This window comes from Acinetobacter sp. WCHAc010052 (assembly GCF_002165295.2).
GTDB classification, from domain to species: domain Bacteria; phylum Pseudomonadota; class Gammaproteobacteria; order Pseudomonadales; family Moraxellaceae; genus Acinetobacter; species Acinetobacter chinensis.
Genome location: NZ_CP032143.1, coordinates 1,243,947 through 1,265,726, shown reverse-complemented (window position 1 = coordinate 1,265,726; position 21,780 = coordinate 1,243,947). Strand labels below are relative to the sequence as shown.

Sequence of the window (21,780 nt, the reverse complement as noted above, 5' to 3'; positions counted from 1 at the left end):
CTCTTTTTACATCTGTATGATCTATCTTAAAGTCTGAAAAACCTTACTGAAAATGCTTTGCCACCAGACTCTGGAAATATGCAATACCGTGTTCAGAAATACCCGAACGCTGCTTGTCAGTCATGATACGTCCCTGACCACGGTATCCCCGTGATTTCAGACCACGCTGTACACTTTCCACAAGATTAAGATCTTCCGGGCGGAAAACATGGCGGTACCATTCGATCAGATCTTTCTGTTCCTGAGTCAGTTCTTCATTTAAGAAGTAAATATCATAATGTTGCAGTGTAGTTTCTTCATCTACAGGGAACTCATAAATCACCGTCATGAAATCTGCACCTGGTGGCACATTAAACATGGTGCTTGGCCAGGTCCAGAAACCATTGAAAGATGGATCGACCACTGAAGGGTCCAGCTTAAAGGATTTCTCAGAAGAACGCGCATAACCAAACTGTAAAGTCCAGTTTTCATGCAATGTATGCCAGTATTTATCCACCTGCACGGAGTCTGAAAAACCTGGATGAGCAGGTCCACAGTGATAACATTCCATATAGTTATCAACAATGACTTTCCAGTTGGCAGGCGTTTCCGTGATAAAACGGGCTGCCAGTTTCAGGTCTTTAACCACCTTACACGCTTCACCGAGTTTTTCTGCAAAACCTGGAAGCTGATCTGCAACACAGGTCGCCTCTGGTTCCATATTGATAAAGATAAAACCTCCATGCTCTTCAACTTTCAGTGCTGCCAGGTTTGAGTTTTCTTTATCGAAATTTGCAACATTTTCACAGTTACGTGCAAGTGCCAGACTACCATCAAGTTTGAATGTCCATGCATGGTATGGGCAGGTAATTACATTTTTGGACTTCCCTGCTCCTGTCAGCAACTCATGACCACGGTGTGGACATACATTGTAAAATGCCCGAAGAACATTATCCTTACCACGGATGACAATAATATTTTCACCAATCACCTTGCGGGTAAAATACTGATTGGCACTGGCAGCTTCGCTGTAATGACCTACACAGATCCAGCTTTTAGAAAAAATTTCTTCTTTCTCACGTTCAAATACACTGCCGGAGGTATAAAAAACTTTTGGCAAGGTCCATGCATTTTCCGGGTCTGTACAAAAGTTTTCAGGTACTTTTTCCATCTGTCTCACAACTGTTTTCTCCAATTTTTAAATTTTTACTTTTATCCTGATGTTAATCAAGCATTTTACCAATTGCCTGTACCATCTTTTGGTATAAGGTCTGAACTTCAGGACACTCAGTCAGTGACCTTAATCCGCCATGCAAAAGTCCTTTTGCTTCAAAATAGCTGTATTCGATGCCAGCCTGCTGCAGATGTTCCGCCAGTACTTTGCCATCATCACGCAGGGGGTCATATTCTGCGACAGAGATAAAACTGGCAGGCATATCTGAAAAGTCTGCTGCATTCAGCGGTGCAAGCCGGGTGTCCTTCCAGTCCTTTTCATCCGGTGCATACGTTTTCAGATAAAAATAAACATCTTCAGTACTGAGCAATGGCGCATGTGCATGCTCGACATAAGAAGGAAGATCACACCCTGTGTTCAGACCTGGATAAATCAGTGCCAGTCCCTGAGCCTGCTGACCTGTATGCTGCAGGTTGACCGCCAGAGCGGTGGACAGATTCCCACCTGCACTGTCACCGGCAAGGATCACTTTTTCAGGGTTAATCTGCCACTGCGTGGACTGAGTTTTGATCCACTGATAGACTGCCATGCAGTCATTGTATGCAGTAGGAAAAACATGTTCAGGTGCCAGTCTGTAGTCCACACTGACCACTGAAACTTTCAGGTCTGCACACAAATGGCGGATAAAAAACTCATGTGAATCCAGTCCACCCACAACATACCCACCGCCATGCATATACAGAATACAGGGCCATCCCTGCTCAGGAACGCTCTGCTGTTCAGGGAAATACAGACGTACCGGAACATCATATTCTGCTGTATGTACAACATGATCCTGAATGTTCACCAGCTCATCCCGCTCAGGCGTGTAGTATTCACACATTGCATCGTAGGCAGCACGTACAGACTCAATATCCTGACTGGCAGGAGTATAAACTCCACTCCAGTAAACCAGATTCTGCATTGCTGGACTCAGTTCATAAGATTTCATGTTCATGAAGCATCTCCTTTTACAGATGGTGCAACCGATTCAAAGACCTGTTCATTGGCAGGCTGAGAGCTTTCAGTCCTGTGCTGTAACGCCTGCATACTGTCAGACATCTCCACAGGATCAGCATTCTGCTGTTCAATCAGATGTGCAGGTATATTGGAATAGTCTTCTTTTAACCACTTAATCAGTCCATAGGTCTGAACCAGAATGATCACAATAAAAGGCAGTGCCGTCACAATGGTCGCTGTTTTCATGGTATCCAGCGGTGCATGAGAGAAAATCATCGCAATCGGCACCAGTGTCAGCATGACACACCAGAACAGACGTGCATTCGGTGACGGATCCTGCCCTTCTTCCAGTCCACGTGTACAGGTTGCTGTAACAGCATAACCAACAGCATCCATATGGGCTGCAAGGAAAATAACCATCACGATCAGGAAGAACCACATGACCAGTTTACCCATTGGCAACAGATTGAGCAGCTGTCCAATCGCAACTTCTCCGCCCTGAGTACTGAGAATATTCGGCACATTGACCAGTCCGTGAATAAAACTGTAAACACTGTAATTTTCAAACACACCGAAAATGAACCATAAACCTGCGCTTCCACCCAGCACCATAGCAAAAATAACTTCTTTAATGGTTCTGCCTTTAGAAACCCGTGTAACGAACAAGGCAACACCAGGTGCATAAGAAATCCACCACAACCAGTAGAAAACAGTCCATTCACGAGTGAATTTTCCATCGCCCATAGGATCTGTAAACAGGCTCATTTCCACGAAATGTGAAGCCATCAGCCCCAGACTCATCATGGTATTGTTTAAAATAAATTCGGTTGGACCAAAACACAGCACATATACAGCAAACAGCATCACGCCAAGGCAGACCATATGGCTCAGACGCTTCATACCGTTTTCCATACCAACATAAGAACTCAGCGCAAAAACTACTGAAACAGCCAGAATAATAATGACCTTGGTCATAAAGGTATTTGGAATACCCGTCAGCAAAGACAGAATATTGGTGAATGTGACGGCGGTCAGTACCAGTGAAATTGTCAGTGCACCAAACATACATAACAGGAACAGTACATCAACAACACGACCGACCACTCCGGTTGCTTTATAGCCTGTCACAGCTTCCACAATGGCAGCCAGGCTCAGACCTTTATTTTTCCGGACATGAAAGCTGTAGCACAATGAAATGGAGGCAAGTGCATAGATGGACCATGCGCTGACACCTGAGTGAAAGAATGAGTATGCAACACTGTATTTCAGTGCATCCTGAGATTCAGGTGCAAGTCCAAGTCCCGGTGTCTGATAATAATAAGCCCAGTCCAGAAATCCCCAGTAAAGACTGGATGAGCCAATACCTGAGAGGATAAACATAAAGATCCAGCTCATGGTGCTGTATTCAGGTTTACCTTCACCGAGTCTGATTTTTCCATATTTACTGAATGCCAGTGCAATCGTAAAAATAATGGACAGAAAGGTAAATAACAGCACAGGCGTTGTAAAAACTGATGTCGTCCAGTGCATCAGTTTTGCAGCAAATTCAATCGATGCCGATGGAAACATCGCCAGTCCAGCAACAAGGATAAAGACAAACGAGAGACTCGTGACTGCCAGCACCTTGTCTGTATAGATTTTTGTTGTTTTGCTATCCATATCCACAAATCCATATAGAAAAGGGATACTTCTCCATGAAGTACCCCTTGATTGTCAAAGTTGAGTAATCAATGTTGCGATTGCCTCACCCATTTCGGTTGTTCCCGCGCTTCCACCTACATCAGCCGTTTTCGGACCATGAACAAGTACGTGTTCAATAGCCTGCATAATGTCCTGACTGGCTGCTTCAAACTGCGGATTTCCATCCCCCAGGAAATCAAGCATCATGGCGCCTGACCATATTGCTGCCACAGGATTTGCAATATTTTTCCCATAAATATCCGGTGCTGAACCATGTACAGGTTCAAACAGTGATGGAAATTTACGCTCAGGATTCAGGTTGGCAGATGCTGCCAGTCCAATCGTACCGGTACATGCCGGACCAAGATCGGACAGAATGTCACCAAAAAGATTGGATGCCACAACAACATCAAAACGCTCAGGCTGAAGCACAAAACGTGCTGCCAGAATATCCACATGCTGTTTATCCGCCTGAATGTCAGGATACTGCTTTGCCATAGCATCTACGCGGTCATCCCAGTACGGCATACTGACAGCCAGACCATTGGATTTGGTGGCAGCAGTAATTTTTTTAGCATCACGCTCACGGGCAAGCTCAAAAGCATATTTCAGAATGCGGTCTACGCCATGACGGGTAAATACCGCTTCCTGCAATACAAATTCACGCTCAGTCCCCTCAAAAGCTTTCCCTCCAATAGCAGAATACTCACCTTCACTGTTTTCACGGACTACGTAAAAATCAATATCCCCAGGCTGTTTGTCTGCAAGTGGTGACTTTACCCCTGGCATCAGACGTACAGGTCGCAGATTGACATACTGATCAAAACGGCGACGGAACTGTAACAGTGAACCCCATAAAGAAATATGGTCAGGTACTTTGTCAGGCCAACCAACAGCACCAAAATAAATGGCATCGTACTGCTGTAAGGTTTCAAACCAGTCATCCGGCATCATTTTTCCATGCTCGAGATAATAATCACAGCTCGCCCAGTCAAAAGCATCGAACTGAAGATCAATACCATGCTTTTCGGCTGCAGCCTTTACTACCCGAATGCCTTGTGGTAAAACCTCTAAACCAATGCCATCGCCTGCAATTGTCGCAATCTTAAATTTCTGTGTCATCACTTGTATCTACGCATCCAGTTGTTTTTCCCTAACCTGTTTAAGATGCTTTTCCCGACACGGTTGATCAACCAGCAAACTATCAAGCCATTGGACACAGAGTGTGAAGAATCTACCTAATCTTGCGGATTTAAAAGTTTTTTATGAAGTTGCTCTGAACCGAAGTTTCGGTAAATCAGCTGAAGAACTGGGCACTTCACCTGCCTATATCAGTAAACGTATTCATATTCTGGAACAGACCCTCAACTGCAAACTGTTTCACCGCAATACACGGCATGTCAGTCTGACTGACAACGGCAAACTGATTCTGGATAAAGTGGCTGAGTTATTAGGATGTTATGATGACATCAGTGATCTGCTGACCAGTACAGCTGAACATCCGTCCGGACACCTGGATATCGTCTGCAGCTTTGGGTTTGGCAGAAAACATATTGCTCCCATTCTTTCTGAACTGTTACAGATTCACCCTGGACTGTCAGTAAATTTTGATCTGCTCGACAACACCCGAAATCTGATTGAACACAGTATTGATCTGGATATCCGCATTGGTAATGACATTGCACATAACATGATTGCACGTAAGCTGATGTCCAACTTCAGAATACTGTGTGCATCCCCTGCCTATCTACAACATTACGGTCAACCTGAATCCATTCATGATCTGAAAAATTATCACTATCTTGGGATCAGTGAACGTGATCAGGCTTCAGTGGTTCTGAAATTAAAATCACGCACAGATGAAAGCATCACACACATTGAGCCGCACTTTATTTCCAATAACGGCGAAATCATCCGTCAGCTCGCACTGGATGGAAAAGGTATTATTTTACGTTCCATCTGGGATGTCGCAGAAGATCTTAAAACGGGAAAACTACAGCATATTTTAACGGATTACTGGCAGGATGCAGATATCTGGGCAGTCTATCCATCACGCCTGCAAAGCTCCTCCCGCCTGCAGGTCTGTATAGAATTTATCCGTGAGCAACTGCAAAACCGCCTTGAACCATTAACCGGTATAAAACCTGGCACCCCCATTCCTTAAAAATCAGTACAACGCTGAAGCATAACTCTCTGCATTTCATCTGATATTTCATTAAGTTCAGCCCGCTGATGCCTTGCAATACTGCATTTTCCATCAATCGTAAACAGTGTATTTCTGCTTAGGATATTGATCGCCCCACCTCATCCAGGTCATTTTCCAGGCTCAGACAACAAGGAAGCTCAGGATGAGAAAAATTATTGCATTGATTGGACTTAGCACGGCACTGATCAGCACACTTACACCCGCTGGAACTCTCCATATCGGAAATGCAGACACAGCAACAGGAAAACTGGACATTTCCGGTGCTGTACGGACACGTTATCTCTATAAAGATTATGCAGATTCTGCAAACGAAGGCTCTGCCAATGGGGACTGGAAACTTGCCGATATCAAACTGGTGGTTGCTTATGAAAATCCAGACTGGATTGCCTCAATGGACACCCGCTGCTACCAGTATGAACGTCTGTGTGATGCAATCTTTCTGAAAGATGCCTGGCTGGGTTATAAATTTTCTGATCAGCACCGAGTGAATGTAGGGTTACAGTCTGTAGATTTTGGTTATGCCAGACTATGGGGCAACAGTTATTATGAAACTATTCTCAATACTGTAGGTATCGAAGACATCCAGAACACCGGTATAAAATATCAGTACAACGATGATAAAAATCATATTACACTGGGGTTTTATCCTCGGGATGGCGGAAATTATAAAGGTCCAACCAAAGATTCCAGCCGCTATTCAGGCAATTTTGTTCAGGCAGATGATCTGTCCACAGGCACTGACATAGAAGAAAAGAATATGTGGATTGGACGTATTTCAAGGAATATTTCCATCAATTCTGAACAGAATTTTAAAACAGAAATAGGGGCTTCCTACTGGTATTCAGAACTTGAAAATCAGATCGGTCCTCAGGATGGACACCGTAAAACCTGGAATGCCTTTGCTGTTACAGACTATCAGAACTGGCAATGGATGCTGAGTGTTGGGGAACAGGATATTCAGACCAATGATCTCAATCATCCTTTTGACTCAACCATCGGTGCTTTTGACTACCCTTATCAGGTGGCAAACAAAGCCCGTTTTGCCGCAACTGAAATCAGTTACTCCATCAAAGAACCTTTTAAAAATATCAGTGAAATTAAGCCTTATCTGACTTACAGTACCTACAACAAGCAACAGTCTGGTTTTATTGATTCAGATCGTCTGAATGCCGGTTTTTACTTTTTTTATAAAAATTTAGGCATACAGGCAGAATATATACGCAGTAAAAATGACCCTATGACAGGAGGCAGCAGTCTGTCACTTGGGCAAGGAGATCACAACAAAGCCAGCCAACTGTTCTTTGTATCTGCCGGTTATTATTTTTAAATCCTGATGTCTTTATCTTTGAGACACTGATATTTGTTATATATTTCACTGTAATTCAACCTTAAATTACAGTGATTTTTTATCCATAAAACAATATTCTTTCTTTATCCTTCAGAATCTGTCTGAAAATATCATTCTGTTGAACTTCCCCTCACCCATTCACACCAGAAACATCCATTGATTTTTCACACAATATTACAACCCCCGTCCGAATAAGATCCTGAGTATTGATCTGTTGTGCCATAGGCGTCAAAAGGCGTTATGGTAAACTGCACACTTGCAGAAACCTGACCTTCCACTGAATTCTGAGTCATAGTCATGACCTCTTTCAGTATGAAACAGGACTCAAAACTTCAAAACAGAAACACAGTGGAACAGCATCATGGCGAATAAGTTTGAATTTCAGATCCGTGTATATATTGAAGATACCGATGCAGGTGGTATTGTCTATCACGCCAACCATATTCGCTTTATGGAACGTACCCGTACCGAATGGCTGAGAGCATCAGGTATTGACCATTACTGGCACCAGAAAGATTATAATTTTGTCGTGCATAAAATAAATGTGAAATATTCACGCCCTATATTGATGGATGACCTCATCACTGTTACTGCACGTGTAGTTTCATGTAAAGCTACGTCATTTGTATTGCAACAAAATATTTATCGTGGTGAAATCATGCTAGCTTCTGGCGAGGTTGAACTGGCTTGCATCAGCAATGAAATGAGACCGAGCCGAATTCCTGATGAAATCCGTGATCTGATTCAGCGAGAACTCGATCACGAATAAAAATTACTACTGGCACATGTAACTATGGCAACTCAAATAGAATCCACGCTTCACATTTCAGATCTTATTTTACAGGCAAGTCCTGTGGTTCAGCTGGTTATGCTGATTTTACTTCTGGCATCACTCTACAGCTGGTATCTGATTGCCAGGTTACATATGAGCTATAAAAAAGCCCAGGCCGATGATGATCATTTTCAGAAAATGTTCTGGTCTGGCGCTGAACTGAATACTCTTTACAACAATGCTCAACTCAATTCAAAACGTCGTGGACTGGAAGATATTTTCTATCAGGGACTGGGTGAGTTTCTTAAACTGAAAAAACGTAATGCACCACAGACTCAGACCATTGAGGGAACTGAGCGTATTTTACGTGTGGGGCTCAGCCGTGATCAGTCCGGTCTGGAACAGGGTCTTGGAGCACTTGCAAGTATCGGTTCAGTTGCTCCTTATATCGGTCTGTTCGGTACTGTCTGGGGGATTATGAATGCGTTTATTGGTCTGGCAGATGTAGAACAGGTTACCCTTGCAACTGTAGCCCCAGGTATTGCAGAAGCGCTGATTGCCACAGCAATTGGTCTGTTTGCTGCTATTCCTGCCGTACTGGCATTTAACCATTTCACATCCAAAGGTGAAGGTGTTTATTCTGACCGTGCCCTGTTTGCCGAAGAAATGGTTGCACTGCTGCAACGTCAGTCCCTGGACAGTACAAAGGAACAGGACTGATGGCTATTCAGCGTTCAGGACGCTTTGAGCGTATAAAAAAACCACTGAAAAGTGATATGAACGTCGTACCCTATATTGACGTTATGCTGGTTCTGCTCGTCATTTTCATGGTGACAGCCCCAATGATTACCACTGGGGTCAAAGTTGACTTGCCTCAGGCAAACAACAATCCGATTCAGTCTGAAGACCGCCCTGCTATAGTCACTTTAAAAGACGATGGCACGCTTCTTCTTGAAGATAAAAACCACCCAAATGACGTCATGACACTGGATGAACTGAAAACAGTTCTGTCCGAAAGTCAGGAACAGGCTCAAGCGAGTAAAAAGCAGCTGACTGTACTGATTAACGGAAGTGAATCACGCCCATACGGTGAAGTCATGCAACTCATGTCTGCATTACAGGATGCTGGTTTAGGCCAGGTAGGTTTACTGACCAAGTCAGAAAAGTAATATGAAATATTCCAAAAAACCGCCGTTTAAACAAAATGCCGTTGCCATCGGATTTACCCTCGGGGTACATCTGATTGCAGTCGTGGGTTTTCTGTATCTCGGCATGAGTAAACCCCCAGTTCCACCCAAACAGATCAAAACTGTGCTGGTTAAACCTGAAGATTTACCGCCACCTGAACCCAAAGTACTGGAACAGACTGACTCTGCGGAAACAACACATACCAATACAGCTCCTGAAATTACTCAGACAGCCGAACCTGTAGAAACACCTGCACCTCAGATTCCAGTCACCACTCCTGCTGTAACAGCTGCGGCACTGAATGCACAAAAAGCGGCACTGGCTGCAAAAACTGCTGCTGAAGCTCAGGAAAAAGCGGAGAAACTTGCAGCAGAACAGGCTAAACAGCGTGCTCAAGCAAGTGCTGCAGAAAAAGCGAAGGCAGATGCCAAAGCAAAAGCGGATGCTCAGGCCAAAGCCCGTATAGAAGCAGATGAAAAACGTAAAGCAGAAACAGCTGAAAAAGCCAAGATGGATGCCAAAGCTAAAGCAGACGCTCAGGCTAAAGCCCGTGCTGAAGCAGATTCAAAACGTAAAGCGGAAGCTGCAGAAAAAGCCAAAACAGATGCCAAAACAAAAGCGGACGCTCAGGCCAAAGCCCGTGCTGAAGCAGATGCTAAACGTAAAGCGGAAGCTGCTGAAAAAGCCAAAGCAGACGCTCAGGCCAAAGCCCGTGCGGAAGCGGATGCTAAACGTAAAGCTGAAGCTGCTGAAAAAGCGAAGGCAGATGCCAAAGCAGACGCTCAGGCTAAAGCCCGTAGTGAGGCAGAAGCAAAACGTAAAGCAGATGCAGCTGAAAAAGCGAAGGCAGATGCCAAAGCTAAAGCAGACGCTCAGGCTAAAGCCCGTAGTGAGGCAGAAGCAAAACGTAAAGCAGATGCAGCTGAAAAAGCAAAAGCTGCTGCAGAAGAAGAAGCCCGTGCATCTTCTGCTAAAAAAGCTGCTGAGGAAGCAGCCAACAAAAAGGCTGAAGCTAAAAAAATTGCATCCTCTGCAAAGCGTGATTTTCAAAAACGTATTTACAGCGTCTGGGAAGTTCCTCCAGCTTCACGCGGTCAACAGGCTACCGTACGTGTTACTTTAAGTGACAGTGGTGCTGTATTATCCGTTGTAGCTACATCAAATGATCCTGACCTGAAAGCTAGTATAGAGGCGGCTGTCCGAGCTGCTGCGCCGTACCCAATGCCTTCAGATCCGGATGCGCGACGCGAGGCACGTTCCTATACATCTGTAATGAATGCTGCGAAGTAATTTTTTGAACCACAGTTAATCCATTTGCTGTGGTTCTTTATTTAAGAATTCAGAATTTAAATAAATTTTCGGTACAATCAGCTTATTTATTCACTTTTTCACAGTGTTATAACAGTTCAGTCATATTTTGGTGCTTTAAATAATCCATAATCATGCCATTATGTGACCCAATGACACAGACAATAACTCACAGCTTCAGAGTGAACAGCGAATGATGGAAATGACGCGCAAACATCTACTTTGTTTAACCATTTTAACTGCACTGAGCCCAGTACTGATCACTCAGTCATATGCTCATCTGTACCTGGAAATCACCAAAGCGCCAGAAGAAGCGCCTAAAATTGCAATTTTGCCTTTCAGTGGTGATCAGAACATTTATCCAATTGTAGAAAATGACTTGAACCGTTCTGGTAAATTTACAAGTTCATCAAAAAACCTGCCAGCAACTGCCGATATGAACAATCCAAATGCTGCTGCATGGCAAGCTGCGGGAGTTCCTTACGTTGTTACAGGTAATGTAAAACCGGCAGCCGGTGGTGGTTTTGAAGTTCATTATCAGCTGTACGATGTGCAAAAACAGCAGTATTTACTGAATGAACTGCTGACTGTTCCAGCATCCCGTGTCCGCCAGGCAGGACATATGATCAGTGATGCTATTTTTGAAGCTCTGACGGGGATCAAAGGTGATTTCAGTGGTCGTATTGCATATGTACTGCGTAACCCTGCTACCCCCGAACAACGCTATACCCTTCAGATTGCAGACACAGATGGTGAACAGCCTAAAACCATTCTGACCTCACGTGACCCTATCCTGTCCCCTGCATGGACACCTGATGCCAAAAAAATTGCCTATGTTTCTTTCGAAACCAAACGCCCAGCAATTTACATCCAGGATCTTGCCAGTGGCAGTCGTGAAAAAGTAGCCAGTTTCCGTGGTCTGAATGGCGCACCAGGTTTCTCTCCTGATGGCAAAAAAATGCTGTTTACGGCTTCCATACACGGCAACCCAGAAATATATGAAATGGATCTGGAAACCCGTAAACTGGAGCGCATGACCAATGACAGTTCAATTGACACTGAAGCCCGTTATGCCCCAAATGGTAAATCCTTTATCTTCACTTCTGACCGTGGTGGTTCTCCACAGATTTATACTTACAGCTTTGCTGATGGCAGTGTAAAGCGACTGACTTTCCGTGGAGCATTCAATGCCCGTGGAGCACTCAGTGCAGATGGTAAAAAGATTGCACTGGTTCATCGTCCGAGTGGCAGCAACTATAAAGTTGCCATCCAGGACATCAACACAGGTATTACCAATATTCTGACCCCAACCAGTCTGGACGAATCTCCAAGTTTCTCTCCAAATGGACAGATGGTGGTTTATGCAACACGTGAAGGAAACCGTGGACTGTTGTCCATCATGTCACTGGATGGTCGTTTCCGTATGAATCTTCCGAGTGAACAGGGTGAAGTCCGTGAACCGGCATGGGCACCAAAATAATTTCAACAGATCAATCAATAATTAACTTTCATGGAGATAATAATGAAAGCAATCAAACTGTTTGTACTACCCGTTCTGGCGACTGCACTGGTAATGACCGGTTGTGCCAGCCGTAAACCTGCTGGTGTTGTTGAAGCCGCTCAGAACCCATCAGGTTCAGGCACAGTCAACACTGAAGGTCTGAGCGAAGATGCCGCAATCAGCGCACAGAATCTTGCGGGTGCTTCATCCAAGGGTGTAACTGCTGCAAATAAAGCATTTCTTGCTAAACGTGTTGTTCATTTTGATTATGACAGCAGTGATCTGTCCAATGACGACTATCAGACTTTACAGGCACATGCTCAATTCCTGATTGCAAACGCCAACTCTAAAGTTGCTCTGACTGGTCACACAGACGAACGTGGTACCCGTGAATACAACATGGCTTTAGGTGAGCGTCGTGCTAAAGCCGTTGAAAGCTTCCTTGTGACCAACGGTGTGAAACCACAACAGCTCGAAGCTGTCAGTTATGGTAAAGAAATGCCGATCAATGCCGGTCATAATGAAAGTGCATGGAAAGAGAACCGTCGCGTAGAAATCAACTATGAAGCTGTTCCGCCACTGTTGAAATAATTCACAGGCATTCTCTCCACTCTGATTAAAGGGTTGAGATAAAAAAAGCACCCACTTCAGGGTGCTTTTTTTATCAGACTTTTTCTGATTCTACCGGTTGAGTCTGTAAAGACTCAATCAGATCATGTTTGTTGAAATCTTTGTATTCTGCTTTGGATTCGTACCCTTTCCAGGCTTCTCTCACCTTATCATCAGAAATTTCATCAAAGTTGATCCCTTCACTCGGGGTTGGAGTCGCATCAAATTTCTTCGTGGTCATTTCTGTGCTCCTGACTGAAAATTAAATCCTTTCCATCAACATAGCATTTTCCACAGGACTTGCAAGGGTAAAATCACGACAAATAGTCCAGTTTAATTTTTCTTTTAGCTCGTTCTCATCTAAAATAGAGCGCATTGATTTTTTATTCATTTTGATTCGTTTTGACCTCGGAGCCATCCAGTTATGTCTAACCTCAGCCTTTCCCAGTTTCTACAACAACAAAGCGGGAACTTAACGCCTGAACTTTCTCAAGTAATTGAAACAATTGCAGATACTTGCAAGACGATTGATCAGGCTCTGCAAAAAGGCGCGCTGGCAGGCGTACTGGGAAGTGCTGAACACGAAAATGTTCAGGGTGAAACCCAGAAAAAGCTCGATGTCATCTCCAACGATTATCTGATTGATGCGCTGAAAGTACATCCACACGTCGGTGGTCTTGCTTCTGAAGAGCTCGATGATTTTACCCCTGCTCAGGAAAATGGTCAGTATCTGGTTCTGTTTGATCCACTTGATGGTTCAAGCAACATCGACATCAACATGTGTGTAGGTACGATTTTCTCTGTTTTACCTGCTAAAAATGCAGTTACTCAGGCAGATGACTTCATGCAGGCAGGCACTCAACAGGTTGCTGCAGGTTATGTACTGTATGGTCCATCAACCATGATGGCGCTGACAGTGGGTGTCGGCACAGTGTTTTTCACCTTCGATCCTGAAACTCAGCAGTTCCTTCTGACAACTGAAAACATTCAGGTAGCCACTGACACGAAAGAATATGCCATCAATGCATCTAACGCACGTCACTGGGAAGCACCGGTTAAACGTTATATTGATGAACTTGAAGCGGGTAAAACAGGTCCTCGTGAAAAAGATTTCAATATGCGCTGGGTGGCATGTATGGTGGGCGATATTCACCGTATTCTTTGTCGCAGCGGTATTTTCATGTACCCATATGACACAAAAGATCCACAGAAAGCAGGTCGTCTGCGTTTAATGTACGAAGCAAATCCTATGAGTATGCTGATGGAACAGGCTGGCGGTTCATCCACCACAGGTCGTGTCCGTATCATGGACATTCAGCCTACTGAATTACACCAGCGTGTACCTGTTGTAATCGGTTCAAAAAATGAAGTCGAACTGGTCACTTCATACCATCATTGAATCAGACTCTGACGCTGAGTCACCAATACACTGAACACGGCATTTTCTGCAATGTTCATATTCGGGGTTGTGTCATGCACAGCCCCGACTTACTTAAGATGGATACCATTCCCATGCCCACGATTTTTTTAGAATCACGTGATAACCCTAAAATTAAGCATCTGCGAGGCTTGATTGAGCAGAACACTTACCGTAAAAAACAGGGACAGACCGTTCTTGAAGGTACTCACCTGGTGATGGCATGGCTTGAAAAAGACCGTAAAATCAATTCTATATTTACAACTGAGCATGCTCTTGCACATCCTGATTTTGAGGAAATTTTCTCTCGTTATCCAGGGACTGTTTTTGTACTGAGTGAATCACTTTACAAAGACTTAAGTACACTGGGTACATCACTCGCCTGCCTTGCTATTGTAGACCTGCCAACCAATACACCTGCCCTGAACTTCACTGAAGATACGCTAATTCTGGAAAGTATTCAGGACCCAGGAAATGTTGGAACACTGCTACGCTCTGCCGCTGCGGCTGGAATTGAACAGGTTGTCTGTACCAAAGGTTCCGCATCACTATGGTCACCTCGTGTTCTTCGTGCTGCAATGGGTGCGCATTTTTCACTGCATACCTATGAAAACATTGAGCTTGAAGACTTTCTGAAACAGTTCAAAATACCGGTCTATGTAACCAGCTCCCACGAAGCCGAAAGCCTGTACTCTAAAAATTTACGTAAACAATGCGTATGGATTTTAGGGAATGAAGGTCAAGGCGTATCCGACTTTGCACTGAAACACGCCGATGCGGTCTGTATTCCTCAACCAGGTGGACAGGAATCACTCAATGTAGCCGTTGCAGGTTCAATCTGTTTCTTTGAAATGGTCAGACAACGTCTTTAAATCGTTATTTTATTTTAAACAGGCTCGCCTTGCCTAAAAAATAGATTACACTAGAAAAATAATCACAAATATTGTCAACCCAACCATTATTTTCAACGTTATATGTGTATGAAAATGGAAATAATGGTGGGTATCCGATGACAGGATTTTCCATCTCTATGGATTTAGCGCCAAAACAGTCAAAATCAGAAGATTTGAGTGCTCTTAAGAGTACGGCTGAACAACGCCTGAAAAATTTCATGCAGGATGTGACTGGACGTGCCCTGGTGATGATGGAAAGTGCAACCCAGGGTCAACAGGGTATTTCCATGGATCTGGTGCAGGAAGCCTTTATTTCCCTGCACAAATCCTACTCAGATAAAACCACTGAAGAATGGTACCCCCTTTTCTACACCATACTGAACAACAAACTGCAGGACTGGCGCAGAAAGGAAGTCCGCAGAGCTCAACCTCTGTCATTTTTCCGAAAAGTCAGTCTTGATGACGATGACATTGAACTGAATGATGTTATTGATGAATCCACACCTGATCCATCTTCCTTCCTGGATCAGGCTGTAACCGCAGAAGAAATACAGGAAGCGATTGCAAAGCTCCCTGTCCGACAGCAGCAGGCATTTATGCTGAGAGCATGGGAAGGTTTTGATACACAGACCACGGCACAGATTATGAACTGTACTGAAGGCAGCGTAAAAACACATTATCACCGCGCCATTCAGGGTCTTCGAACTTATTTAGCACATTTAAACCCATATTTGGGAGGGTCATCAGAATGAAACAGGATGATTTCTTGAAACAGGTTACTTCCAGACTTGACGGACTGGCACACAGTCATAAAGGCAAGCCTGTCGTGATGAACCACGTTCTGGACAAAATCCAGGACCGACAGACTTCACGCTATGGTCTATGGAAAATGCCTGGATTTGCACTGGCTGCTGCGATTGCAGGTTTTGTTGTACTGCCAAATTCTGCAGAAATGACGGTTAAACCACAGAATCAGGTCACATTAACACCAAAACTTTCACCTCAGATGGTGGAAGACATGGAAATGCTGATGGTTTTGGGTGAGGACAAAAATCCACATGGCAGCTAAAAGATTAGCACTCGCTTTTTGTGCTTTGGGCTTTTTACAGACCAGTTTTGCTGGTTTTGAACGTTTCTGGATTTTTTCCAAAGATGCCGATACTCAGATCTCTGAAACATGGGACTCTCTTTCGGATGCGGAACAGGCTGCTCTGATTAAACGCTATCAGTCTTTAAAAGAAATACCCGATGAGCAAAGCAGTGCCTTACAGCAACGTATGGATTGGTTTACTCAACTGCCTGATCAGGAAAAACAGAAAATGCGTGAAACCTGGCAGAAAATGAGCAGTATGGAACGTAAAGATTTACGTACCCGTATGCTCAAAGCAGCCCCAGAAGACCGTGCAGCAATCCGCGAAGAATATATCAACAAATATATACAGCCAGGTACTGCAAGCCACTGAAAGTCATGATGTAACAGTCAAATCAGCTACTGCATACCAGCATGATCTCAAATAAAAAGCCTCCAGACTGGAGGCTTTTTATTGTCAGTTACTTCTGTTTACGCCGGAATGTCCTGAATGCTGCCATTCCGATCAAACCGAACACACCCAGCACCCCAACACTGCCTCCACCGCCACCATCAGCTTTGGCATTTGAGTCAACAGAGGTATTGTTCAGATAAATCTTCGCCGTCTTGGTTGACTGTAATCCTTCAGAATCAAAAATATCATATTCAATTGCATAACTGAATGGACTGAAATTATTTTTAACCTGAATATTCAGATTTCCACCATAACAGGTATCACGTATATAGTCCGTTGGACATGGACCACTACGATCAGCCTTAATCACAATACTGGATGGCTGATTCACAATTCGGATCGCAAGATCTTTACCATCTGCACCTTTGAAAAAGGGTGGCTTATCTGGATTCAACAGCGCGGAAACCGGACCATCACCATCATCACTGTCATTTTCCAGAGGATTTACACTTACAGCAAGATCAGAACCATATTTTATGACATAGGAATCATCTTTCGCTATGGGCGCAATATTGACAAAGTCTGCCTTTAATATACCCGTCGAAGTCTGATGACCCACTTTTGAGGTAATGGTGTATTTACAGTATGAAGAGCCCAGACCGCCTGTGAGTTCATCGTCCAGTCTATAAATCATAATCCGTTTAACCGCTGGAACCCACTCACACTTCATGTTTGGATCTTTGGTTCCTGTAAACTTAAACTCTTTCCCTTCTCCCGAAATATTGCCAACACCAATCGCTTCAGCAGTAATTGTATAATTATCAGCATTCAGTTCTTCAGGTTTTGCAATCACATTTCCCTGACTGTCGGTACTCAGAACTGCATTTGGCAGTGCCTGCGCAAATGGGTCCAGATAAATCGCTCTGTATTTGGCATTTGCTTTTGTAGCAGCAAGTAATTCTGTATTTTCCTTAAGAATTTCAGTATATGCTGCTATCAGATCCTTATTTTCTACAGGATATTTTAAAATCTGAGTCGCATAGTCAATTTCAGCCTGATAATAATCCAGTAAAGTCACATAAGAAGTATTCTTAAGACTTTTTAAGTCTGCAGCTGTCAGACGCATATTTTCGATTGAACCGATATCACAGGTATTCTTATCATCTGGATTAAGCGTTAAAGTACCGTTAGTCACACGCTCAAGGCCACGCTGATCAATACCACAGGTATCTCCACCAACATCCACCAGATCCGTTTCTGTTGAATGATTCACTGGATAGTACATAGGAAGATATGCATTGTATTCATTTGGAACAAGCATTGGAGTCAGTACATCACTCAACGACATTCCATTCAGCTTAATGTGCCTGAATTTCTTCTCTTTCGTTGCAGTATCTGTATCGTAAAGCTGTGCATCAGGTAAATCACAGGCACCTTCAACACCATCAGTCTGAAATGCATTCTTAACCGCGCTTATACCTGCAGTGGTAATTTCTGCAACATCCCCACCATTCAGTGCATAGCGACAGGATTTCCCTGTATTGAATGCCAGTACATTATATCCCAGGGCTTTAGACCCATTATCATCATACAACAATGTGCTGAATGCTTTATTGCTGACAATGGTATTACTCAGTAACTCCATTTTTGATGATGAACTTAAAGTATGCTCAACTGTGGAAATTGCTTTAATGATACTCCCAGACTGAGGGTTGGCTGTATTTTCAGCAATTGTACTGGAGCTGATTCTAACAGTCGCCTGTCCACAGATATCCATAATACTTGGATCTGCAGCCGAGCCGTTGCGTATAATACTGCTGGCTGAAATAGTAATTGCTGACTGAGTATTCATTAAATCAGCACCGCACTCCATGGCAAGTACGCTACCCGCCTGATCTGCCTTATTCCCTTCCAGACGTGAACCTGAAATACTGATTTCTTTTTCAGTCTGTCTTGCAAATGCATAAACTGCACCGCCATTTTTTGCACGGGAGTTCAGGATTGCACCATCTATGACAGAAAATGGTCCTGCAGCAAAGACAGCACCACCATAGTCAGCTGAGTAGCCATCCGTAAGGGTGATATGTGTAAGCTCAACGCTTGCACCAGAGTTCGCTGTATTGAATATACGATTTTTTCCACCACCACTGATGGTTGTTTTTGTTTCCGTAAAAGCTGGATATTCGTGGGTAATAGGATCTTTACGCGTAAAGTCAACGGGCGCTTTACCCCATATTCTGATTGTAGACTGAGGTTTCAGCTCTTCAGTCAGCAGATACGTTCCAGCTTCCAGCTGAATAATGTCAGTTTGTCCATTCGCTGTATTACCAGGAGTACAGCCACCAAAAGATTTATTGTCTTTTGCTGTCTGTATTGCCTCACGCAAAGAACAGTTTGCTGGGTTTTCACCATTTTCATCAGCAAAAGTATTGACATAAATAGTCTTATCCTGGGCTGCAATCAATGGCATTGCTGCCAGTACCGCCAGACATAATATTCCTTTTTTATAATTTTTCATGATCTTTCCCTGCTTATTTCTTAAAGCGGCGCAATCCTGCCAAAGCAAACATCCCTATCACACCCAGCCACCCAAAAGAGCCACCGGAAGTTTTTACTTTGCTGCTTTCCATTACATTATCCGGCTCAACCAGAATATTGACATTTACGGGTACATATTTATCTGTCAGGTTAAATCGGGTTGCCGTGGTAATAACTTTAATTTTGAAGGTATCTGCACCTTTCCATGCAGAATTTGGGACATAAGTGATATTGCCATCATTATCAATACTGACTCGGCCTTTAGATGCTGTATGAGTTTGCTCAACCTGCATACAGCCCGCCTGCCATGCTTCGCCATCTGGTCTTTTCCCAACCAGTGCATCGCATTGATCCGCTGGTAGCAGATCTATATCACCCAAAGCTTCTGCAATACTCAGCTTAATGGTCTGTCCAGGTAAAAACTCATCGCCCAACGTGCCGAGACTTTCAGGAACAACAACTTCGATGGCACCACGGTCACATAACATATAATCAGCCTGTCTGTTGACTGAACGCTGATCAGTTCCCATGCAGGTGATAAGCGAATCCGTACCAATCTGAGCTTTTCCTTTATCAATAATGACGGATTCAGCAAGTGTTTTATAAATTAAAGGAATCCGTGGACGTAAGTAGCCAAGAAACATTTTGTCATTACGCACTAAAGGACATAACAGGCTTTCTTTATCTGTATAGACAGGATTACAGCTGCCTTCCAGTTCATCACCAGCGATCAGCTTAGTCCCTGACCAGATTTCATTTGGATATTTTGAACTGCCTGTTCCACAGCTTGCACCTGCAAGGTTGTTCTGAAGAATGCTTTTATCGCCGGAGACAACTGTACAGTCCATAGACTGTTTGACAGGATAAGGATTGCCCACAACAATACTGTTTGCCATGTATGCTTTACCGAATGGAGCATCCAGTAAAATCCCCCCGGTATTAGCGACAACTGTCAGATTGTTCAGTCCCATTTCATCACGGAGACGGATCAGATTTCCTTTATTGCGCATAAACGTTGTGTTTAGCACGTAATATTTCATTTTAGGGAAATCTTCAGTTTTATCATCAGCAGCTGATTTTTCAGTTTCAATTGCCGCACTCGCAGAGCTGGTCGTTTCATTATCAATGACCAATGCACGCTGCATAGTAAACTGAGGCACCATGGAGTAAAGAACTGCCCCCTGGTCTGCTGTGTTTTTTTCAAAAAGGCTATCATTGATAAAAACCCGACTGAGAGTGCCGCCCTCTTTATAAGGTACAGCTACATTATAAATCGCACCACCTTTAGCCGCCTGTCCACCACTGAGTTTGACATATTCAAGTGTAAGCACTTCATCATTATAAATCAGACCACCTTTATCCTGCTTACACTTGCTGTCACCACAGCCCTGCAGATTAACTTCAGTTAAATTGACCGACAGAATATTGTCGTAATCAATTTCGTTGCCTTCTTTGTCTTCTGCTTTTTTAGTGTCTTCAATCTGAAAAATACGGTCTGTCCCCACCATCTGAAGTGTCGCATTCAGCAAGCCTTTAACCGCTTCTTCACCATTTTCAGTCGTGGAGGAATACACTGTCCGTATGCTCAGACTTTTTGAAATCCGAATCTGGCTGTTCAGTCTGTAAACTGTTTTGCTTTTAAGTTCAATGATATTTGCAGCGTCTTTTCCGCCACAGCCATAGTAGCCTTCCTCTTTCATTCCCTGATTAATATATTCAATCGCTTCGCGTAAAGAGCACTCTTTATCATCCTTAACGACATCTTCAGTTGAGGTTACTGTGATATTGGCACTGTAAGCATGTCCCGCTATAAAAAGCGAACCGATAGCTATGCTCCGTTTGAGCATCTCCTTCTCCTTGAATTTTTAATGTTCTTTTTTTTCTTCAGTTGCAAAGTCCGTGCAACATGGAACAATTTTCCGTGTACTTTGTCATAGCTTGAGTAATTACTCAAGATTTTTTATGTTTTAATGATATTCATCAATCAAGGCATAAATCTGGCGGATTGTGGCTGTACTCAGCTTTGTTTTTTCACCTTTTAATAACTGTATCAGCTGTTCTAAAGACTGCAACAGAACAGATGCCTGATGTGGACCATGTAACAGCAGATAATCAGTAATCTGCTGATCAATGTGAATCCCTCTACGGGTCAGAACTGAAGTCACCAGCGCATGTCTGTCTGCATACAGGCTACCGTTCGGAACCTTAACACTGACAGCCTGAGTCAGACGTGACTGAAGATCCGGAAGTTCCAGTTTCAGCTCAATCGGTGCAACCCGTGACGAAAACACAAGCTGTCCACCTTCTTCATTGTTATAGTTAATGAGATGAAAAACTGCCTTTTGCCAATGTGGAACACCACTGATTGCTTCTATATCGTCCAGTGCAACAAGGTCATAACGCTCAAGTGAAGTAATGGCTTCCGTCGGAGCATCAAGCAACTCAAGTAATGAAACCTGAATTGCTGATTTACCGATTTCCAGATAGGAATCACAGATTGCTGAAAGCAGATGACTTTTTCCTGTACCTGCCCCACCATAAACGTAGAACCTGTTCATTAATCCGGCATGTAACTGGCGGATTGCATCGATGACATGTCCCCATCCTGGACCTGAGAAATCACTGATCCGGGCATCAAGTTGTGGTTCAATATCAAGCTGCAGTTGACGCATATATTCTGAGTA

22 protein-coding genes are annotated in these 21,780 nt (G+C 43.7%); 13 read left to right on the top strand and 9 right to left on the bottom strand.

Annotated features, from left to right (window positions below; genetic code table 11):
- Window positions 1-43: 43 nt before the first annotated feature.
- Genes cntA through CDG61_RS06315 form a run of 4 tightly spaced genes read right to left on the bottom strand, consistent with a single transcriptional unit; the run spans window position 44 to window position 4,954 of the window.
- Window positions 44-1,150 (bottom strand): carnitine monooxygenase subunit alpha, encoded by a 1,107-nt coding sequence (gene cntA, locus CDG61_RS06330; RefSeq protein ID WP_416240706.1) that lies wholly within the window; start codon window positions 1,148-1,150, stop codon window positions 44-46.
- Between the two features lie 52 nt (window positions 1,151-1,202).
- Entirely contained in the window at window positions 1,203-2,150 is a 948-nt protein-coding gene (locus CDG61_RS06325) for an alpha/beta hydrolase (RefSeq protein WP_416240699.1), read from the bottom strand.
- A complete protein-coding gene (locus tag CDG61_RS06320; RefSeq protein WP_147387774.1) occupies window positions 2,147-3,817 on the bottom strand; it encodes a BCCT family transporter in 1,671 nt (556 codons plus the stop codon). The genes CDG61_RS06325 and CDG61_RS06320 overlap by 4 nt, the downstream gene beginning before the upstream one ends.
- Window positions 3,818-3,865: 48 nt before the next feature.
- Window positions 3,866-4,954 (bottom strand): tartrate dehydrogenase, encoded by a 1,089-nt coding sequence (locus CDG61_RS06315; protein ID WP_087550807.1) that lies wholly within the window; start codon window positions 4,952-4,954, stop codon window positions 3,866-3,868.
- Between the two features lie 103 nt (window positions 4,955-5,057).
- Between CDG61_RS06315 and CDG61_RS06310 the strand changes: the two genes are divergently transcribed.
- On the top strand, window positions 5,058-5,996 hold the full coding sequence (locus tag CDG61_RS06310) for a LysR family transcriptional regulator (protein WP_087550806.1): 939 nt from the start codon (window positions 5,058-5,060) through the stop codon (window positions 5,994-5,996).
- 184 nt (window positions 5,997-6,180) lie between these two features.
- Window positions 6,181-7,365: a porin gene (locus CDG61_RS06305; protein WP_087550805.1), complete on the top strand. Its 1,185-nt coding sequence runs from the start codon at window positions 6,181-6,183 to the stop codon at window positions 7,363-7,365.
- A 185-nt stretch (window positions 7,366-7,550) separates the two neighbouring features.
- Here CDG61_RS06305 and CDG61_RS17725 read toward each other — a convergent pair whose 3' ends face one another.
- A complete protein-coding gene (locus CDG61_RS17725; protein WP_265936249.1) occupies window positions 7,551-7,679 on the bottom strand; it encodes a hypothetical protein in 129 nt (42 codons plus the stop codon).
- Between the two features lie 68 nt (window positions 7,680-7,747).
- Between CDG61_RS17725 and ybgC the strand changes: the two genes are divergently transcribed.
- The 6 genes from ybgC to pal all read left to right on the top strand — a co-directional run bounded on the left by ybgC (window position 7,748) and on the right by pal (window position 12,746).
- A complete protein-coding gene (gene ybgC / locus CDG61_RS06300) occupies window positions 7,748-8,155 on the top strand; it encodes a tol-pal system-associated acyl-CoA thioesterase (RefSeq protein ID WP_087511239.1) in 408 nt (135 codons plus the stop codon).
- Window positions 8,156-8,179: 24 nt separating this feature from the next.
- The gene (gene tolQ, locus CDG61_RS06295) at window positions 8,180-8,878 is read left to right on the top strand and encodes a protein TolQ (RefSeq protein WP_087550804.1); all 699 of its coding nucleotides are present in this window, start codon (window positions 8,180-8,182) and stop codon (window positions 8,876-8,878) included.
- The gene (tolR, locus tag CDG61_RS06290; protein ID WP_087511236.1) at window positions 8,878-9,327 is read left to right on the top strand and encodes a protein TolR; all 450 of its coding nucleotides are present in this window, start codon (window positions 8,878-8,880) and stop codon (window positions 9,325-9,327) included. The genes tolQ and tolR overlap by 1 nt, the downstream gene beginning before the upstream one ends.
- Window position 9,328: 1 nt before the next feature.
- Window positions 9,329-10,636 carry a cell envelope integrity protein TolA gene (gene tolA / locus CDG61_RS06285; RefSeq protein ID WP_087550803.1) on the top strand — a complete coding sequence of 436 codons (1,308 nt, stop codon included), beginning with the start codon at window positions 9,329-9,331 and terminating at the stop codon, window positions 10,634-10,636.
- Window positions 10,637-10,850: 214 nt separating this feature from the next.
- Entirely contained in the window at window positions 10,851-12,134 is a 1,284-nt protein-coding gene (gene tolB, locus CDG61_RS06280; protein WP_171405628.1) for a Tol-Pal system beta propeller repeat protein TolB, read from the top strand.
- A 42-nt stretch (window positions 12,135-12,176) separates the two neighbouring features.
- Window positions 12,177-12,746: a peptidoglycan-associated lipoprotein Pal gene (gene pal, locus CDG61_RS06275; protein WP_087550801.1), complete on the top strand. Its 570-nt coding sequence runs from the start codon at window positions 12,177-12,179 to the stop codon at window positions 12,744-12,746.
- A gap of 73 nt (window positions 12,747-12,819) precedes the next feature.
- On the opposite strand, the gene CDG61_RS06270 is transcribed toward pal, so the two are convergent.
- A complete protein-coding gene (locus tag CDG61_RS06270; protein ID WP_087550800.1) occupies window positions 12,820-13,005 on the bottom strand; it encodes an NF038105 family protein in 186 nt (61 codons plus the stop codon).
- Between the two features lie 183 nt (window positions 13,006-13,188).
- Between CDG61_RS06270 and CDG61_RS06265 the strand changes: the two genes are divergently transcribed.
- The 5 genes from CDG61_RS06265 to CDG61_RS06245 all read left to right on the top strand — a co-directional run bounded on the left by CDG61_RS06265 (window position 13,189) and on the right by CDG61_RS06245 (window position 16,537).
- Entirely contained in the window at window positions 13,189-14,163 is a 975-nt protein-coding gene (locus tag CDG61_RS06265) for a class 1 fructose-bisphosphatase (RefSeq protein WP_087550799.1), read from the top strand.
- 113 nt (window positions 14,164-14,276) lie between these two features.
- A complete protein-coding gene (locus tag CDG61_RS06260; protein WP_087550873.1) occupies window positions 14,277-15,053 on the top strand; it encodes a TrmH family RNA methyltransferase in 777 nt (258 codons plus the stop codon).
- 158 nt (window positions 15,054-15,211) lie between these two features.
- Window positions 15,212-15,826, top strand: coding sequence for an RNA polymerase sigma factor (locus CDG61_RS06255; RefSeq protein ID WP_087511226.1), 615 nt, complete (start codon window positions 15,212-15,214; stop codon window positions 15,824-15,826).
- A complete protein-coding gene (locus CDG61_RS06250; protein ID WP_087550798.1) occupies window positions 15,823-16,143 on the top strand; it encodes a hypothetical protein in 321 nt (106 codons plus the stop codon). The genes CDG61_RS06255 and CDG61_RS06250 overlap by 4 nt, the downstream gene beginning before the upstream one ends.
- On the top strand, window positions 16,133-16,537 hold the full coding sequence (locus tag CDG61_RS06245; RefSeq protein WP_087511223.1) for a DUF3106 domain-containing protein: 405 nt from the start codon (window positions 16,133-16,135) through the stop codon (window positions 16,535-16,537). The genes CDG61_RS06250 and CDG61_RS06245 overlap by 11 nt, the downstream gene beginning before the upstream one ends.
- An 88-nt stretch (window positions 16,538-16,625) precedes the next feature.
- Here the strand turns inward: CDG61_RS06245 and CDG61_RS06240 are convergent, their stop codons facing one another.
- The 3 genes from CDG61_RS06240 to hda all read right to left on the bottom strand — a co-directional run bounded on the left by CDG61_RS06240 (window position 16,626) and on the right by hda (window position 21,768).
- The gene (locus CDG61_RS06240) at window positions 16,626-19,076 is read right to left on the bottom strand and encodes a CSLREA domain-containing protein (protein WP_087550797.1); all 2,451 of its coding nucleotides are present in this window, start codon (window positions 19,074-19,076) and stop codon (window positions 16,626-16,628) included.
- Window positions 19,077-19,089: 13 nt separating this feature from the next.
- Window positions 19,090-20,943, bottom strand: coding sequence for a rhombotarget A (rbtA, locus tag CDG61_RS06235; RefSeq protein WP_087550796.1), 1,854 nt, complete (start codon window positions 20,941-20,943; stop codon window positions 19,090-19,092).
- A 120-nt stretch (window positions 20,944-21,063) separates the two neighbouring features.
- Window positions 21,064-21,768 carry a DnaA regulatory inactivator Hda gene (gene hda / locus CDG61_RS06230; RefSeq protein WP_087550795.1) on the bottom strand — a complete coding sequence of 235 codons (705 nt, stop codon included), beginning with the start codon at window positions 21,766-21,768 and terminating at the stop codon, window positions 21,064-21,066.
- Window positions 21,769-21,780: the final 12 nt, after the last annotated feature.

Excerpts from the sequence above, each read along its gene's own strand:
- tolB (WP_171405628.1), top strand. The coding sequence starts at position 10,851 with ATGGAAATGACGCGCAAACATCTACTTTGTTTAACCATTTTAACTGCA.
- pal (WP_087550801.1), top strand. The coding sequence starts at position 12,177 with ATGAAAGCAATCAAACTGTTTGTACTACCCGTTCTGGCGACTGCACTG.
- cntA (WP_416240706.1), bottom strand. The coding sequence starts at position 1,150 with ATGGAAAAAGTACCTGAAAACTTTTGTACAGACCCGGAAAATGCATGG.
- tolQ (WP_087550804.1), top strand. The coding sequence starts at position 8,180 with ATGGCAACTCAAATAGAATCCACGCTTCACATTTCAGATCTTATTTTA.
- hda (WP_087550795.1), bottom strand. The coding sequence starts at position 21,768 with ATGCGTCAACTGCAGCTTGATATTGAACCACAACTTGATGCCCGGATC.
- CDG61_RS06255 (WP_087511226.1), top strand. The coding sequence starts at position 15,212 with ATGGATTTAGCGCCAAAACAGTCAAAATCAGAAGATTTGAGTGCTCTT.
- CDG61_RS06315 (WP_087550807.1), bottom strand. The coding sequence starts at position 4,954 with ATGACACAGAAATTTAAGATTGCGACAATTGCAGGCGATGGCATTGGT.
- CDG61_RS06305 (WP_087550805.1), top strand. The coding sequence starts at position 6,181 with ATGAGAAAAATTATTGCATTGATTGGACTTAGCACGGCACTGATCAGC.
- CDG61_RS06270 (WP_087550800.1), bottom strand. The coding sequence starts at position 13,005 with ATGACCACGAAGAAATTTGATGCGACTCCAACCCCGAGTGAAGGGATC.
- ybgC (WP_087511239.1), top strand. The coding sequence starts at position 7,748 with ATGGCGAATAAGTTTGAATTTCAGATCCGTGTATATATTGAAGATACC.
- CDG61_RS17725 (WP_265936249.1), bottom strand. The coding sequence starts at position 7,679 with ATGACTCAGAATTCAGTGGAAGGTCAGGTTTCTGCAAGTGTGCAGTTT.
- CDG61_RS06260 (WP_087550873.1), top strand. The coding sequence starts at position 14,277 with ATGCCCACGATTTTTTTAGAATCACGTGATAACCCTAAAATTAAGCAT.
- CDG61_RS06325 (WP_416240699.1), bottom strand. The coding sequence starts at position 2,150 with ATGAACATGAAATCTTATGAACTGAGTCCAGCAATGCAGAATCTGGTT.
- CDG61_RS06245 (WP_087511223.1), top strand. The coding sequence starts at position 16,133 with ATGGCAGCTAAAAGATTAGCACTCGCTTTTTGTGCTTTGGGCTTTTTA.
- CDG61_RS06250 (WP_087550798.1), top strand. The coding sequence starts at position 15,823 with ATGAAACAGGATGATTTCTTGAAACAGGTTACTTCCAGACTTGACGGA.
- CDG61_RS06240 (WP_087550797.1), bottom strand. The coding sequence starts at position 19,076 with ATGAAAAATTATAAAAAAGGAATATTATGTCTGGCGGTACTGGCAGCA.
- rbtA (WP_087550796.1), bottom strand. The coding sequence starts at position 20,943 with ATGCTCAAACGGAGCATAGCTATCGGTTCGCTTTTTATAGCGGGACAT.
- tolA (WP_087550803.1), top strand. The coding sequence starts at position 9,329 with ATGAAATATTCCAAAAAACCGCCGTTTAAACAAAATGCCGTTGCCATC.
- CDG61_RS06265 (WP_087550799.1), top strand. The coding sequence starts at position 13,189 with ATGTCTAACCTCAGCCTTTCCCAGTTTCTACAACAACAAAGCGGGAAC.
- tolR (WP_087511236.1), top strand. The coding sequence starts at position 8,878 with ATGGCTATTCAGCGTTCAGGACGCTTTGAGCGTATAAAAAAACCACTG.